Source organism: Streptomyces sp. UC4497, assembly GCF_054871485.1.
Map to the genome: position 1 here is coordinate 89,765 of NZ_JBTYHB010000012.1, position 14,300 is coordinate 104,064.

Sequence of the window (14,300 nt, forward strand, 5' to 3'; positions counted from 1 at the left end):
GAGGAATTAGGCTCGTACGCATGCAGAGCCTCGCGTTGATCGAGAACTGGCCGGTACCGACCGCCGCAGCAGCCGTCGTCCGTGCGGACGGCACAGTGCTGGGGACCCGGGGACCCACGGCCCACCGTTTCCCGCTGGCCTCGGTCACCAAGCCGCTCGCGGCCTACGCGGCGCTGGTCGCGTACGAGGAAGGGGCGATCGAGCTGGAGGAGCCGGCGGGCCCCGAGGGCTCGACGGTCCGGCACCTGCTCGCGCACACCAGTGGCCTCGCCTTCGACGAGCACAAAACGACGTCGGAGCCGGGCACCCGGCGGCTGTACTCGAACGCGGGCTTCGAGGTGCTCGGGGACCACATCGCGAAGGCGACGGACATTCCGTTCGGCGAGTACCTGCGCCAGGCCGTGCTCGAACCGCTGGGGATGACGGCGACGGCGCTCGACGGGTCGCCGGCCAAGGACGGTGTGTCGACGGTGGACGACCTGGTGCGGTTCGCCGCCGAGGTGCAGGCGCCGCGACTGCTCGACCCGCGGACCGTGGCCGAGGCGATGACCGTGCAGTACCCGGGCACGAAGGGCGTGCTTCCGGGGTACGGGCACCAGAACCCGAACGACTGGGGCCTCGGGTTCGAGATCCGGGACCACAAGTCGCCGCACTGGACGGGGAGTTCGTCGTCGCCGCGGACGTTCGGGCACTTCGGGCAGTCGGGCACGTTCCTGTGGGTGGACCCGGATGCCGGGGTGGCCGCTGTGGCGCTGACGGACCGGGCGTTCGGGCCGTGGGCGGCCGAGGTGTGGCCGCCGTTCACCGACGCGGTGCTCGCGGAGATCTGACCACGGGGCCGGGTGGCCTGCCCCGGGTCACCGCCCGCCTCAAGCTCCCCCCCCTTGGGCCACCACCCACCTCAGGTCACCCGCCGCGAGTCACCCGCCCATCTCCCAGATCAGCAGCTGCGCCTCCGTCGCCGCCAGGACCTCGAGGTCGGTCTCCGCGGTGATGCGGGCGGCGTCCCCGTCGGCCAACTCCGTTCCCCCGAGCCGTACTTCGCCCTGCACCACGTGGACGTAGACGTGAGGGGCGGCCGGCACCTCTCCCCGCTCGCCCGCCGCCAGGCGCCGGACGTGCAGCATGGCGCCCGCCGCGGGGACGTCGTACGGGGTCGAGTCCGCGATGCCGTGCACCACCTCGTACGCCGGGTCGCCTCCCGGGTCGAGGGGGGCGAGCCACATCTGGACGAAGGTGAGGGGCTCGACGCCGTCGTTGCGTTCGACGTGGCGGACGCCGCCGCCGGAGCTGAGGCGCTGCACGTCGCCGGGGCGGACCACGGACTCGTGGCCGGTGGAGTCGCGGTGGGTGAGTTCGCCGGTGACGACCCAGGTGACGATCTCCGTGTGGCTGTGGGGGTGTTCGTCGAAGCCGGCGCCCGGCGCGAGGCGCTCCTCGTTGCAGGCGAGGATGGCGCCGAAGCGCAGGTTGTCCGGGTCGTAGTGCGGTCCGAAGGAGAACGCGTGGAGGGATTCGATCCCCGCCTCGGGTTCGCCACCGACATAGCGGTCGCCGGAGCGGCGTACATCAATCACGCGGTACACGGTAGTCCCCGTTTCCGGCCTTTCGACGGGCTCACCTCGGACCCTCCACTCCGCTGAGGCGTCCCGATAAGGCAGTCTTGTCCCCGTGCCCCAATCGGAATCAGAGCAGCCCTCAGCGAACGACCCAGCGGACCGTCAAGGCGGCCCCGCGGAGCCTCACCCGCACTCGGCGACCCTGAAGCGCCTGGAGAAATCGTCCGGGGCACTCGCCGCGCAGGCGATCACGCGCATGGACGAGACGTTGCCCTGGTACCGGGCGATGCCTCCGGAGAACCGGTCGTGGATCGGTCTGGTGGCACAGGCGGGTATCGCCGCGTTCACCGAGTGGTTCCGGCACCCGGACGCCCCGCAGGCCATCTCGACGGATGTGTTCGGCACCGCGCCCCGGGAGCTGACCCGGGCGATCACGCTGCGCCAGACCGTGGAGATGGTGCGGACGACCATCGAGGTCATGGAGTCCGCCATCGACGAGGTGGCGGCGCCCGGCGACGAGAGCGTGCTGCGGGAGGCGCTGCTCGTGTACGCACGGGAGATCGCCTTCGCGACCGCCCAGGTGTACGCGCAGGCCGCCGAGGCGCGGGGCGCGTGGGACGCGCGGCTCGAGTCGCTCGTGGTGAACGCCGTCCTGTCCGGGGAGGCCGACGAGGGTGCGGTCAGCCGGGCCGCGGCGCTCGGCTGGAACTCCCCCGAGCACGTGTGCGTGGTGCTCGGCACGGCACCCGACGGGGACAGCGAGCTGACGGTGGAGGCGATCCGGCGGGCCTCCCGCCACGCCAAGCTGCAGGTCCTGACCGGGGTGCTCGGGAACCGGCTCGTCGTGATCGCGGGCGGTAGCGACAATCCGTTGGCCGTGGCGAAGTCGCTGATCGGCCCGTTCGCGGCGGGCGCCGTGGTCGCCGGGCCCGTGGTGCCGGACCTGTTGGCCGCCACGCGGTCCGCCCAGGCCGCGGCCGCCGGGCTCAAGGCGTGCAGCGCCTGGCAGGACGCTCCGCGTCCCGTTCTGGCGGACGATCTGCTTCCGGAGCGCGCGATCGCAGGAGACCCCGCCGCGCGAGACCAGTTGGTGGAGGAGATCTACAGACCGCTCGAAGAGGCCGGCTCGGCTCTCCTCGAAACACTCAGCGTGTACCTGGAACAGGCAAGCAGTCTGGAGGGCGCGGCCCGGATGCTCTTCGTGCATCCGAATACCGTCCGCTACCGGCTTCGACGTGTGACCGACGTCACCGGCTGGTCACCTTCGGATGTCCGCTCGGCCTTCACCTTGCGCATCGCCCTCATCCTGGGGCGTCTGGCCGAGGCCGATCCCCAGTCGTAGGCTTTTGTCGGGGGCCTACAATTCCCCCTTCGGTTCTTCGTCCCTGTCCCCACCGGCGGCCCGACCCGTCCCCAAGAGAGAGTGTGAGAGTGCTCGTACTCGTCGCTCCCGGCCAAGGCGCCCAGACGCCCGGCTTCCTGACTCCCTGGCTCGAACTCCCCGGTGCCGCGGACCGCCTTGCCGCGTGGTCCGACGCCATCGGCCTCGACCTTGCCCACTACGGCACGCAGGCCGACGCGGACGCGATCCGTGACACGGCCGTCGCCCAGCCGCTCCTTGTCGCGGCCGGGCTGCTCTCGGCCTCCGCGCTCGGCGATGTCGCGCCGGGTGCCGTGGCGGGGCACAGCGTCGGTGAGATCACCGCCGCGGCGTTCGCGGGGGTGCTCGACGAGGCCACCGCGCTGAAGCTCGTGCGCACCCGTGGTCTGGCCATGGCGGAGGCCGCGGCGATCAAGGAGACCGGGATGTCGGCGCTGCTCGGCGGCGACCCCGAGGTCACCGTCCCGCACCTGGAGAAGCTGGGCCTGACGCCGGCGAATGTGAACGGCGCGGGCCAGATCGTGGCCGCCGGCACGCTGGAGGAGCTGGCCGCCCTCGAGGCCGACAAGCCCGAGGGGGTGCGCCGCGTGGTGCCGCTGAAGGTGGCGGGCGCGTTCCACACCCGGCACATGGCCCCGGCCGTGACGAAGCTGGAAGAGGCCGCCAAGGAGCTGGCCCCGGCCGACCCCACGGTCACGTATGTCTCGAACAAGGACGGCAAGGCCGTCGCGTCCGGCGCCGAGGTGGTCTCCCGCCTGGTCGGCCAGGTCGCGAACCCGGTCCGCTGGGACCTGTGCATGGAGACGTTCCAGGAGCTCGGTGTCACCGCGCTCATCGAGGTGTGCCCGGGCGGCACCCTCACCGGGATCGCCAAGCGCGCGCTCCCGGGCGTCAAGACTCTCGCCCTGAAGACCCCCGACGACCTCGACGCAGCCCGCGCCCTGATCGCCGAAGTAGCCGCAGCAGCCACGGCCTGACAAGGAGATCCGAGCAGCATGTCGAAGATCAAGCCCAGCAAGGGTGCCCCGTACGCGCGCATCCTCGGCGTAGGCGGCTACCGGCCGACGCGGGTCGTGCCGAACGAGGTGATCCTCGAGAAGATCGACTCGTCCGACGAGTGGATCCGCTCGCGCTCCGGCATCTCCACCCGTCACTGGGCCAGTGACGAGGAAACCGTCGCGATGATGTCGATCGAGGCGTCCGGCAAGGCCATCGCGAACGCCGGTATCCGGCCGGAGCAGATCGGCTCCGTGGTCGTGTCGACCGTCTCGCACTTCGCGCAGACGCCGGCCATCGCGACGGAGATCGCGGACAAGCTCGGCACGGACAAGGCCGCCGCGTTCGACATCTCCGCGGGCTGCGCCGGTTTCGGCTACGGCCTCACGCTCGCCAAGGGCATGATCGTCGAGGGCAGCGCGGAGTACGTGCTGGTCATCGGCGTGGAGCGGCTGTCCGACCTGACCGACCTGGAGGACCGCGCGACGGCCTTCCTGTTCGGTGACGGCGCCGGTGCCGTGATCGTCGGCCCGTCCCAGGAGCCCGAGATCGGCCCGACCGTGTGGGGCTCCGAGGGCGACAAGGCCGGCACCATCAAGCAGACCGTGCCGTGGGACACGTACCGCATCGGTGATGTCTCGCAGCTGCCGCTGGACTCCCAGGGCAACGTCAAGTTCCCTGCGATCACGCAGGAGGGCCAGGCGGTCTTCCGCTGGGCCGTGTTCGAGATGGCGAAGGTCGCCCAGCAGGCGCTGGACGCGGCCGGGATCAACCCGGACGACCTGGATGTCTTCATTCCCCACCAGGCCAACGAGCGGATCATCGACTCGATGGTGAAGACTCTGAAACTGCCGGAGCACGTCACGGTCGCCCGTGACATCCGCACCACCGGCAACACGTCGGCCGCCTCGATTCCGCTCGCGATGGAGCGGCTTCTGGCGACCGGCGAGGCGAAGAGCGGCGACACCGCGCTCGTCATCGGCTTCGGGGCGGGTCTCGTGTACGCCGCCACGGTCGTTACCCTCCCCTAGGCATCCTGTGCGGATCTTCGATCCGAACCGGATGCCGCCACACCCTCTGGATACACACCGAAGGAGCGCCACAATGGCCGCCACTCAGGAAGAGATCGTCGCCGGTCTCGCCGAGATCGTGAACGAGATCGCCGGGATCCCCACCGAGGACGTCCAGCTGGACAAGTCCTTCACCGATGACCTGGACGTCGACTCGCTGTCCATGGTCGAGGTCGTCGTCGCCGCCGAAGAGCGCTTCGACGTCAAGATCCCGGACGACGACGTCAAGAACCTCAAGACCGTCGGCGACGCCACGAAGTACATCCTCGACCACCAGAACTGAGCCACAAGCCTCAGTCAGTTGGTCAGTCGCTCCGCCACCCGGCGGTGGCGCCGCTGAATCCCTCGGATCCGTTGGAGAAAGAATTCCTGTGAGCTCGACCAATCGCACCGTGGTCGTCACCGGTATCGGCGCAACCACACCGCTGGGTGGCGACGCGACATCCACCTGGGAGGGCCTCGTCGCCGGACGTTCCGGCGTCAAGCCCCTCGAGCAGGAGTGGGCCGCCGACCAGGCGGTCCGCATCGCGGCGCCGGTCGCCGTTGAGCCGGGCGAGGTCATTCCCCGCCCGCAGGCCCGCAAGCTGGACCGCTCCGCGCAGTTCGCGCTGATCGCCGCCAAGGAAGCCTGGGCCGACGCCGGTTTCACCGACAAGGCGGGCGACGACCCGTCCGTCGACCCCGACCGTCTGGGCGCCGTGATCGCGTCCGGCATCGGCGGCGTGACCACGCTCCTCGACCAGTACGACGTGCTGAAGGAGAAGGGCGTACGCCGCGTCTCCCCGCACACCGTGCCGATGCTGATGCCCAACGGCCCCTCGGCCAACGTGGGTCTGGCCGTGAACGCCCGCGCGGGTGTGCACACGCCGGTCTCCGCCTGCGCCTCCGGCGCCGAGGCCATCGGCTACGGCATCGAGATGATCCGCACCGGCCGCGCCGACGTCGTCGTCTGCGGTGGCACGGAGGCGGCCATCCACCCGCTGCCCATCGCCGCGTTCGGCAACATGATGGCGATGTCCAAGAACAACGACGACCCGCAGGGTGCGTCGCGCCCCTACGACACGGGCCGGGACGGCTTCGTCCTCGGTGAGGGCGCCGGCGTCATCATCCTGGAGTCGGCCGAGCACGCCGCCAAGCGCGGCGCCCGCGTCTACGCGGAGGCGGTCGGCCAGGGCATCTCCGCCGACAGCCACGACATCGTGCAGCCGGAGCCGGAGGGCCGCGGCATCGCGCACGCCCTGCAGAACCTGCTGGACAACACCGACCTGGACCCGTCGGAGATCGTGCACGTCAACGCACACGCGACGTCGACGCCCGCCGGTGACATCGCCGAGCTGAAGGCGCTGCGCAAGGTGTTCGGTGACGACACCGACCACTTCGCCGTCTCCGGCACGAAGTCGATGACCGGGCATCTGCTCGGCGGCGCCGGTGGTGTCGAGTCCGTGGCGTCGGTGCTCGCGCTGTACCACCGCATGGCTCCGCCGACCATCAACGTCGAGAACCTCGACCCGGAGGCCGAGGGCACGGCCGACGTCGTCCGTGGTGAGGCGCGCAAGCTGCCGGTCGATGGCCGGATTGCCGCGCTGAACGACTCGTTCGGCTTTGGTGGGCACAACGTGGTGTTGGCCTTCCGCACGGTCTGACGCTCCGCTGAACGTGGGAGTGGGCCTGCCCCGGGGTTCTGGGGCAGGCCCACTTCGTTTTTCGCGTGTGTATGTGTGTGGCGTGGTGGGTGATTGCGGGTGCGGATTCGCTGTGGCTGGGTTTGCGCAGTTCCCCGCGCCCCTGAAAAGCAGATCCCCGTGCGGGATTACACCACCTGGTGGAGCCAGCGGACTGGGGCGCCTTCGCCGGCGTAGCGGAAGGGCTCCAGTTCGTCGTCCCAGGGCTTGCCGAGGAGGGAGGCCAGTTCGGCCTCCAGGTCCGTCTCGCCGGCCTTGGAGCGGGTCAGTGCGGCGCGCAGGCGGTCCTCCGGGATGAGGATGTCGCCGTGGACGCCGGTGATGGCGTGGAAGATGCCGAGTTCGGGGGTGGCGCTGTAGCGCTCGCCCTCGGCGGCGGCGCAAGGTTCGGCCGTCACCTCGAAGCGCAGCAGCTGCCAACCGCGCAGCGCGGACGCCAGCTTGGCCGCGGTGCCCGCCTCGGCCCGCCAGGAGAACTCTGATCTCCAGGTGCCCGGCGCCGCGGGCTGCCTGATCCAGTCGAGGCTGACGCGCGCGCCGAGTACGCCCGCGACCGCCCATTCGACGTGCGGGCACAGCGCGCGCGGAGCGGAGTGCACGTACAGAACTCCACGTGTCGTCACCGGGACCTCCAGTGTGGGTCGAGGTTCGCCTTCCCCAGCGGCCTCGCGCCCGTGCCGAGCCTTCTTCCCTCTTGTCCTGAACGACCTTGTCCGGAACGAAAAGGTCCAGACAAAAAGGGACACATCTGACGTGTAGTAATTTAGCGGAACCGGTACAGCGGGCCCCCAGTGGGTCGACCGGGGATCCCGGGGCGAGGCTATCGCGCAGCAGCGCAAGGAGTGTGACGTACTGTCGGTCCCGGGGCTCACAAACACCGACCTTTCACCCGGCGGGAGGCAACCCCGCCCCCGCGGGCGACGTCAGACGGGTCGGGTAAGGGTGGTGAGGGCGAGCGAGAGGCAGGAGGGCCGATGCGGAAGCGTAGCGACCGTGGCGACCGGCCGTTCGCCGTTCGGGCCGCTGTCGCCGCTGTGACGGCGGCCGTGATCGGAGCCGGCTCGCTCGTCGCGTGCGACGCCACGGGTGACAACTCTCCCGGCCCCTCCGGCTCCCCTAGCTCCGCGAAGCCGTCGCCGAAGCCCACTCCCACGTGGGACACGAAGCCCCGGTCGGTTGCCGCGGTGGGTGACTCGATCACGCGCGGCTTCGACGCGTGTTCGGTGCTCTCCGACTGCCCCAAGGTGTCGTGGGCGACGGGGACGGACAAGTCGGTCAAGAGTCTCGCCGTGCGGTTGCTCGGTGAGAGTCGCGCCAGGACGCACAGTTGGAACCACGCGCGGACCGGGGCGCGAATGGCCGATCTGCCCGCGCAGATGAGCCTGGCGGCGGCCGAGAAGCCGGAACTCGTGACGGTCATGGCCGGCTCGAACGACGCGTGCCGGCCCACGGCCGCCGGAATGACCCCTGTCGCGGACTTCCGGGCCGACTTCGAGGAATCCCTGCGCCAGTTGCGGCGCACGGCGCCCAAGGCACAGGTGTACGTCCTGAGCGTGCCGGATCTGAAGCGGCTCTGGTCGCAGGGGCGGGCGAACCCGCTGGGCAAGCAGGTGTGGAAGCTCGGCATCTGCGCGTCGATGCTGGCCGATCCGGACGATCTGAACGCCGCGGCCACCGCGCGGCGGGACTCCGTGCAGGCGCGCGTGAGGGCGTACAACGACGTGCTGCGCGAGGTCTGCGCGAAGGACAAGAAGTGCCGGTACGACGGCGGGGCCGTGTTCGGGTACAAGTTCGGGCAGGCGCAGTTGAGCGAGTGGGACTGGTTCCACCCGAGCGTGAACGGGCAGGCCCGGCTCGCCGCGCTCGCGTACCGCGGGGTGACGGCCGAACGGCCGTAGCAACCTCCCGACCAGGGACCGGGCGCGCGGGCGTAGGGTCGCGATCATGAGCAGCGAACTCTTCGGCACCCTGCCCGACCCCGACCGCACGCCCGTCCACCGTTGGACCCTGGAGCGGGACGGAGTGCGGGTACGCATCCTGACGTACGGCGGGATCCTGCAGTCGGTGGAGGTGCCCGACCGGGACGGCGCCGTGGCCGACGTGGTGCTCGGGTTCGCCGATCTCGACGGGTATCTGACGCACCCGGAGCCGTATCTGGGCGCGGTGGTCGGGCGGTACGCGAACCGGATCGCCGGCGGCCGGTTCACGCTGGACGAGCGGATCTACCACCTCGCGCAGAACAACGGTCCGAATTCGCTGCACGGCGGTGAGCGCGGCTTCGACAAGCGGGTGTGGGACGCCGAGGCCGTCGGCGAGCACGGGGTGCGGCTGAGCCGTGTGTCGCCGCACGGCGAGGAGGGGTTCCCCGGGCGGGTCGAGGTCTCGGTGACGTACGCGTTGGAGGCGGGTGGGGCGCTGCGGATCTCGTACGAGGCCGTGACCGATGCGCCGACGCATCTGAACCTGACCAATCACACGTACTGGAATCTCGGCGGGGCCGCGTCCGGGAGCGCGGGCGGTCATGAGCTGCGGATCGACGGTGGGCGGGTGACGGCCGTCGACGAAGGGCTCATTCCGACCGGGGAGCTGGTTGATGTGGGCGGGACGCGGTTCGACTTCCGGGAGAGCCGGAAGGTGGGGGGCGGGTACGACCACAACTATGTGCTCGACAAGGGCGTTGGCGGCGAGGCCGTGGAGGTGGCCGAGTTGCGGGATCCGGCGTCGGGGCGGGTGCTGGTGGTGGGGACGACCGAGCCGGGTGTGCAGTTGTATACGTCGGACGGGTTCGATGCGGCGCTGCCGTTTGCGCCCGGGGACGGGATCGCGTTGGAGACGCAGCACTTTCCGGATTCGCCGAATCGGGCGGAGTTTCCGTCGACCGTGCTGCGGCCGGGGGGCGTGTACCGGTCGCAGACGGTGTATCGGTTCGGGAACCGGGGTTGACGACTCGGGGCTCTGCCCCGGACCCCGCGCCTCAATCGCCGGCGGGGCTGAAAAGATCGGGGCTATGCCCCAAACCCCGCTGCTCAATCGCCGCAGGGGCTTTAAGGAGTGCAGAGGCTCGATTGGCGGATGTCCGTCAGGGAGCGGCCTGCCAGGAGTTCGTACGGGCCGGTTCCCAAGGACCATGTGTGCGTCGTCTCGTCCCAGGTTTCGAAGGCGCGGCGGGGGAGGTCGATGGTGGCCGAGGCGGTTTCGCCGGGGGCCGCGGTGACCGTGGTGAAGCCGGCGAGCCAGCGGGAGGGGCGGGTCTCGTCGTGGTCGACCAGGGACAGGTAAAGCTGGACGACCTCGCGGCCGGGGCGGGAGCCCGTGTTGCGGACGCGGACCGTGGCCGTGGTGCCGTGGACCTCGAGCGACTCGTACGTCCAGTCGGTGTAGCCGAGGCCGTGGCCGAAGGGGTAGGCGGGGACCGCGCCCGACCTCTCCCAGGCGCGGTAGCCGATGAAGACGTCCTCGGTGTACGGGAGTTCGCCGTCGACCGGGGTCACCTGGGTGACCGGGGCGTCGGCCAGCGAGCCCCACGTGGTGGGGAGGCGGCCGCCCGGTTCCTCGGCACCCGTGAGGACGTCGGCGAGGGCCGCGCCGCCCTCCTGGCCGGGGAACCACGACAGCAGCACGGCGGCGACGTCCTCGCGCCACGGCATCTCCACCGGGGAGCCGGAGTTGACGACGACCACGGTGTTCGGGTTGGCGGCGGCCACCGCGTGCACCAACTCGTCCTGGCGGCCCGGGAGTCGGAGGTCGGCGCGGTCGAAGCCCTCGGACTCCACGCGGTCCGTCGTGGCGACCACGACGACGGCGACCTCGGCGTCGCGCGCGGCGGCGACGGCCTCGGCGAGCAGGGTGTCCTCGTCCTGACGCGGGTCGAGGTGCACGAGGCTGAACAGCACCGCGGGCAGCGGCATCGCGAGGGACTTGTCGAGGGTGTGGAGCAGGGAGATCTCGACCGGCTGCCCGCCCGCGAGCGTCACCTTGCCGCGTTCCACCGGGGCGCCGAAGAAGGCTTCGAAGGGGTCGGACTCGGGGCCCATGGCCTGCACCCCCTCGTACAGGACGGTGCCGTCGACGGTGAGGGTGAAGGCGCCGAGGCCGCGCGTTCCGAAGGCGTGGTCGCCGCTCTCGCGCGGCGTGAAGGTGCCGGTCACCTCGATGCTGTGCAGGGCCTCGTGGGTGACGCCGGCGGGCAGGTCGTCGCCCAGCCACTGGACCTGGCCGTTCGGGAGCGTGCCCTCCCCCAGGACGGCGCCTTCGGCGTCGCGGCAGACGGCGCGGAGCGTGAACCCCTTGTCGGCGACGGCCAGTTCATCGCTCGGGTCGGCGCCGACGCTGTAGGTCAGCGAGGGCAGCGCGGCGGTCAACCCGTCGAGCGGCGAGACGATTCGGGACGGGAAGACGGTGGCTGAGCCGCCGCCGAGGACGCGGGCGTCGCGCGCGGCGGCCCCGATGAGGGCGACCCGGGCGTCCGAACTCAGCGGCAGCACCCCGGAGTTACGGACAAGGACGAAGGCGCGGTGGGCGATCTCGCGGGCCAGGGCCTCGCCGTCGACCTCCGCCGGAAGCCCCGAAAGAGGCACGACGGGTTCCGCGCCTTCCAGGGCGCCGACGCGGGCGGCGAGCCGCAGCACATTGCGTACGGCCCCGTCGACCTCGGACTCGTCGACCTCGCCGGAGCGGACGGCCTCCACGAGGGCCGGGCCGTACACCGTCTGCGGGCCGGGCATCGCGGCGTCCAGGCCGCCCTTGATGTCCCCGACGGTCGAGCGGGCGGCCATCCAGTCGGAGACGTTGAAGCCGTCGAAGCCCCATTCGCCGCGCAGGATCTCGTTGACGAGGTAGCGGTGTTCGGTCATCGAGGTGCCGTTGACCGAGTTGTAGGCGGTCATGACGCCCCACGGGTGGGCGTTCTTGACGATGGCCTCGAAGGGCGCCAAGTACAGCTCGCGCAGGGCCCGTTCGGATACCAGGTTGTTCACCGTGAAGCGGTCCGTCTCGGCGTCGTTCGCCACGTAGTGCTTCATGGTGGTGCCGACGCCGCCGGACTGCACGCCTTGGACGTAGCCGGTGCCCATGACCCCGGCGAGGTACGGGTCCTCGCTGTACGTCTCGAAGTGGCGGCCGCCGAGCGGGGAGCGGTGCAGGTTCACGGTCGGGGCGAGCAGCACGTGGACGCCCTTGCGGCGGGCCTCCTGGGCGAGCAACTCGCCTGCACGGCGGGCCAGTTCGGGGTCCCAGGTGGCGCCGAGCGCGGTCGGGGACGGCAGCGCGATCGACGGGTCGTCGGCGCTCCAGCGCACTCCGCGCACGCCGATGGGGCCGTCGGACATGACGAGGGACTTCAGGCCGATGTCGGGGACCGCGGGGAGCGACCACATGTCCTGGCCGCCGAGCAGCCGGGCCTTGGTGTCCAGGTCGAGCTTGCCGAGCGCGGCCTCGACCGCCGCCTCGCGGGCCCGGTCGGCCCGCCCCTTACCGTCGTCCGCCTGCTGCGCCATGCCGGCACCTCCTCGTCGAAGTCTGGGCACCTCCATCCTGCACCCGCTACTTGTAGAGCGGTAGGTTTCGTTACCTTTACGTAATCTACGAGGTCGGGGCATGTCACGGCCGTGACGTACCGTGACCGCATGAGCAGCACCAGGACCGCCAGGAGCCAGGAACGTCGGGCCGAGATCTTGCGGGCCGCGCTCGACGTCATCGCCGAGCGCGGCTACCGGGGCGCGAGCCTGGCGGCGGTGGCCGAGCGCGTGGGGCTGACCCAGCAGGGGCTGCTGCACCACTTCCCCACGAAGGAGGCGCTGCTCGTCGCCGTCCTCGAGGAGCGCGACCAGTGGGACTCGGTACCCAGCAGCCAGTGGCGGCTCGATCTGCTCGGCACGCTGGTCGAGTACAACGCGATGCGGCCCGCGATCGTGCAGACCTTCTCGGCGCTGCTCGGCGAGTCGGTGACCGAGGGGCACCCGGCGCGGGAGTTCTTCACGCGGCGCTACGCCGACGTACGGGGGGCGATGGCGGAGGTGCTGCGCGCCGAGTACGGGGAGCGGCTGCCGGGCGGGCTCACGCCCGAGCGGGCCGCGCCGCTGCTCGTCGCGGTGCTGGACGGACTGCAGTACCAGTGGCTGCTCGACCCGGAGGCCGTGGACATGCCCGGCGCGGTGCGCGACTTCCTGGAACTGCTCGCCGTGGAGGGCTAGTCGGGGCCGATGTGGCTAGTTGGTCCAGCCCTGGCCGTGCTGCGGGCCCGACCACTGCGCGCTCTGACCCTGCCCCTGGCCGTGCGCACCCTGAACCGGCCCCTGCCCCTGGCCCTGGCCATAAGCGGCCGGCCACTGCGCCTCGGGGCCCGGCGTCTGCGCGTGCGCCTGCGCCTGCGCCGGTTCCGGGCCGCCCGATTCACCCTCCAGCTCGCGGACCATCAGCGTCGCGCCCGCCACCGCCCCGGGCATCAGGAACACCGCGACGAACGGGACCAGGAACGCGAGGGCCAGCGGCGTACCGAAACCCCATGCGAGACCCCGCCGCGAGCGCAACACCGCAAGGCGCTCACGGACTTCGCGGTTGCGACGCTGCCACGCCACCGACGTCAGCTCCTCCGTGAGGAAGTAGCCGGTGACGAAGAAGCCGATGACCGGGATCACGGTCTGGCCGATGAAGGGGATGAATCCGAGCGCGAAGAGGAGGATCCCCCACAGGACGGCGCGCACGAGCAGCCGCAGGCTGTCGCGGGCCGAGATCCACAGTTCACGCATGAGCGAGAGGCCGGACTCCGGCGCGTACCCACCGCTCTCGGCCCGGTCGACCTCCTCGGACAGCGACTCGTAGAAGGGCTGGCCGATCAGCAGGGTCACCGCGGTGAAGGTGAGCACCGCGAGGAGCAGGGCGAGGGCGAAGAGGACCGCCGTGAGGAAGCCGCGGAAGACGCCCTGCCACGGGGAGGTCCAGTCGTCGGCGAACGGGGTGGACCAGGAGATGAAGTCGCCGCCCCAGACACCGAGGCAGACCAGCGCCGCCGCGTACAGGACGAGGGTGATCAGTCCCGGCAGCAGGCCCCAGCCGTACTGCTTTCCGTGCTGGGCAACCCAACGCTGCCCCTTCATCAAATAGCCGAAGCCCGCCCCGAGATCACGCATGGCGCAAACCTTACGGGACGGGCCCGGCCCACAGAAAAGACCGGCGGATCAGGCTCAGACGGTGAGCGTGACCGTGATGTTGCCGCGGGTGGCCTTGGAGTACGGGCAGACCTGGTGGGCCTTCTCGACCAGGGACTTGGCGGTGGCCGCGTCCACGTTCGGGATCGCGGCGGAGATCTCGACGATGATGCCGAAGCCGTCGTCGTTCTTGCCGATGCCGACGTTGGCCGTGACGGTCGAGCCGGACACGTCCGCGCCCTCCTGGCGGGCGACGACGGCGAGCGCGCCCTGGAAGCAGGCGCTGTAGCCGGCCGCGAAGAGCTGCTCGGGGTTGGTGCCCGCGCCGGAGCCGCCCTGCTCCTTGGGCGGGTTGACGACGAGGTCGAGCTTGCCGTCGCTGGTGGAGACGCGGCCGTCGCGGCCGTTCTCCGCGGTGGCGGTGGCGGTGTAGACGACGTCGGACTGCGTGATGGCCATGGCCGTAC

Annotated in this window: 14 protein-coding genes; 9 read left to right on the plus strand and 5 right to left on the minus strand. The window is 70.9% G+C overall.

The features are described from left to right. Positions 1 to 20: 20 nt before the first annotated feature. Positions 21 to 830, plus strand: coding sequence for a serine hydrolase domain-containing protein (locus ACYSUO_RS18925; protein ID WP_461777312.1), 810 nt, complete (start codon positions 21 to 23; stop codon positions 828 to 830). Positions 831 to 920: 90 nt separating this feature from the next. On the opposite strand, the gene ACYSUO_RS18930 is transcribed toward ACYSUO_RS18925, so the two are convergent. Next, positions 921 to 1,577, minus strand: coding sequence for a pirin family protein (locus tag ACYSUO_RS18930; RefSeq protein ID WP_461777313.1), 657 nt, complete (start codon positions 1,575 to 1,577; stop codon positions 921 to 923). A gap of 94 nt (positions 1,578 to 1,671) precedes the next feature. Here ACYSUO_RS18930 and ACYSUO_RS18935 point away from each other — a divergent pair, with 94 nt between their 5' ends. From ACYSUO_RS18935 to ACYSUO_RS18955, 5 genes are all read left to right on the plus strand, one after another. Then, entirely contained in the window at positions 1,672 to 2,901 is a 1,230-nt protein-coding gene (locus ACYSUO_RS18935) for a PucR family transcriptional regulator (protein WP_461777314.1), read from the plus strand. 89 nt (positions 2,902 to 2,990) lie between these two features. Continuing rightward, positions 2,991 to 3,917: an ACP S-malonyltransferase gene (locus ACYSUO_RS18940; RefSeq protein WP_461777315.1), complete on the plus strand. Its 927-nt coding sequence runs from the start codon at positions 2,991 to 2,993 to the stop codon at positions 3,915 to 3,917. Between the two features lie 18 nt (positions 3,918 to 3,935). After that, positions 3,936 to 4,967 (plus strand): beta-ketoacyl-ACP synthase 3, encoded by a 1,032-nt coding sequence (locus ACYSUO_RS18945; RefSeq protein WP_461777316.1) that lies wholly within the window; start codon positions 3,936 to 3,938, stop codon positions 4,965 to 4,967. Positions 4,968 to 5,040: 73 nt separating this feature from the next. After that, complete coding sequence (locus ACYSUO_RS18950; RefSeq protein WP_266720003.1) at positions 5,041 to 5,289, plus strand: acyl carrier protein; 249 nt, start codon at positions 5,041 to 5,043, stop codon at positions 5,287 to 5,289. A gap of 88 nt (positions 5,290 to 5,377) precedes the next feature. Next, entirely contained in the window at positions 5,378 to 6,649 is a 1,272-nt protein-coding gene (locus ACYSUO_RS18955) for a beta-ketoacyl-[acyl-carrier-protein] synthase family protein (protein WP_461777317.1), read from the plus strand. Positions 6,650 to 6,816: 167 nt separating this feature from the next. On the opposite strand, the gene ACYSUO_RS18960 is transcribed toward ACYSUO_RS18955, so the two are convergent. Continuing rightward, entirely contained in the window at positions 6,817 to 7,311 is a 495-nt protein-coding gene (locus tag ACYSUO_RS18960) for a DUF3145 domain-containing protein (RefSeq protein WP_461777318.1), read from the minus strand. Positions 7,312 to 7,662: 351 nt separating this feature from the next. Here ACYSUO_RS18960 and ACYSUO_RS18965 point away from each other — a divergent pair, with 351 nt between their 5' ends. Together ACYSUO_RS18965 and ACYSUO_RS18970 are read left to right on the plus strand one after the other, a co-directional pair. Then, on the plus strand, positions 7,663 to 8,586 hold the full coding sequence (locus ACYSUO_RS18965; RefSeq protein ID WP_461777319.1) for an SGNH/GDSL hydrolase family protein: 924 nt from the start codon (positions 7,663 to 7,665) through the stop codon (positions 8,584 to 8,586). Between the two features lie 46 nt (positions 8,587 to 8,632). Further along, complete coding sequence (locus ACYSUO_RS18970) at positions 8,633 to 9,631, plus strand: aldose epimerase family protein (protein ID WP_461777320.1); 999 nt, start codon at positions 8,633 to 8,635, stop codon at positions 9,629 to 9,631. Between the two features lie 101 nt (positions 9,632 to 9,732). Here ACYSUO_RS18970 and ACYSUO_RS18975 read toward each other — a convergent pair whose 3' ends face one another. After that, entirely contained in the window at positions 9,733 to 12,183 is a 2,451-nt protein-coding gene (locus ACYSUO_RS18975; RefSeq protein ID WP_461777321.1) for a beta-glucosidase family protein, read from the minus strand. 129 nt (positions 12,184 to 12,312) lie between these two features. Here ACYSUO_RS18975 and ACYSUO_RS18980 point away from each other — a divergent pair, with 129 nt between their 5' ends. Next, entirely contained in the window at positions 12,313 to 12,879 is a 567-nt protein-coding gene (locus ACYSUO_RS18980; RefSeq protein ID WP_461777322.1) for a TetR/AcrR family transcriptional regulator, read from the plus strand. Between the two features lie 15 nt (positions 12,880 to 12,894). Here ACYSUO_RS18980 and ACYSUO_RS18985 read toward each other — a convergent pair whose 3' ends face one another. Next, positions 12,895 to 13,815 carry an EI24 domain-containing protein gene (locus tag ACYSUO_RS18985; protein WP_461777323.1) on the minus strand — a complete coding sequence of 307 codons (921 nt, stop codon included), beginning with the start codon at positions 13,813 to 13,815 and terminating at the stop codon, positions 12,895 to 12,897. Positions 13,816 to 13,869: 54 nt separating this feature from the next. Continuing rightward, a complete protein-coding gene (locus ACYSUO_RS18990) occupies positions 13,870 to 14,292 on the minus strand; it encodes an organic hydroperoxide resistance protein (protein ID WP_461777324.1) in 423 nt (140 codons plus the stop codon). Positions 14,293 to 14,300: the final 8 nt, after the last annotated feature.

What these genes read in the sequence shown, in the direction of transcription:
- ACYSUO_RS18925 (WP_461777312.1), top strand. Translation starts at nt 21, where the DNA reads ATGCAGAGCCTCGCGTTGATCGAGAACTGGCCGGTACCGACCGCCGCA.
- ACYSUO_RS18945 (WP_461777316.1), top strand. Translation starts at nt 3,936, where the DNA reads ATGTCGAAGATCAAGCCCAGCAAGGGTGCCCCGTACGCGCGCATCCTC.
- ACYSUO_RS18950 (WP_266720003.1), top strand. Translation starts at nt 5,041, where the DNA reads ATGGCCGCCACTCAGGAAGAGATCGTCGCCGGTCTCGCCGAGATCGTG.
- ACYSUO_RS18965 (WP_461777319.1), top strand. Translation starts at nt 7,663, where the DNA reads ATGCGGAAGCGTAGCGACCGTGGCGACCGGCCGTTCGCCGTTCGGGCC.
- ACYSUO_RS18970 (WP_461777320.1), top strand. Translation starts at nt 8,633, where the DNA reads ATGAGCAGCGAACTCTTCGGCACCCTGCCCGACCCCGACCGCACGCCC.
- ACYSUO_RS18975 (WP_461777321.1), bottom strand. Translation starts at nt 12,183, where the DNA reads ATGGCGCAGCAGGCGGACGACGGTAAGGGGCGGGCCGACCGGGCCCGC.
- ACYSUO_RS18980 (WP_461777322.1), top strand. Translation starts at nt 12,313, where the DNA reads ATGAGCAGCACCAGGACCGCCAGGAGCCAGGAACGTCGGGCCGAGATC.
- ACYSUO_RS18985 (WP_461777323.1), bottom strand. Translation starts at nt 13,815, where the DNA reads ATGCGTGATCTCGGGGCGGGCTTCGGCTATTTGATGAAGGGGCAGCGT.
- ACYSUO_RS18990 (WP_461777324.1), bottom strand. Translation starts at nt 14,292, where the DNA reads ATGGCCATCACGCAGTCCGACGTCGTCTACACCGCCACCGCCACCGCG.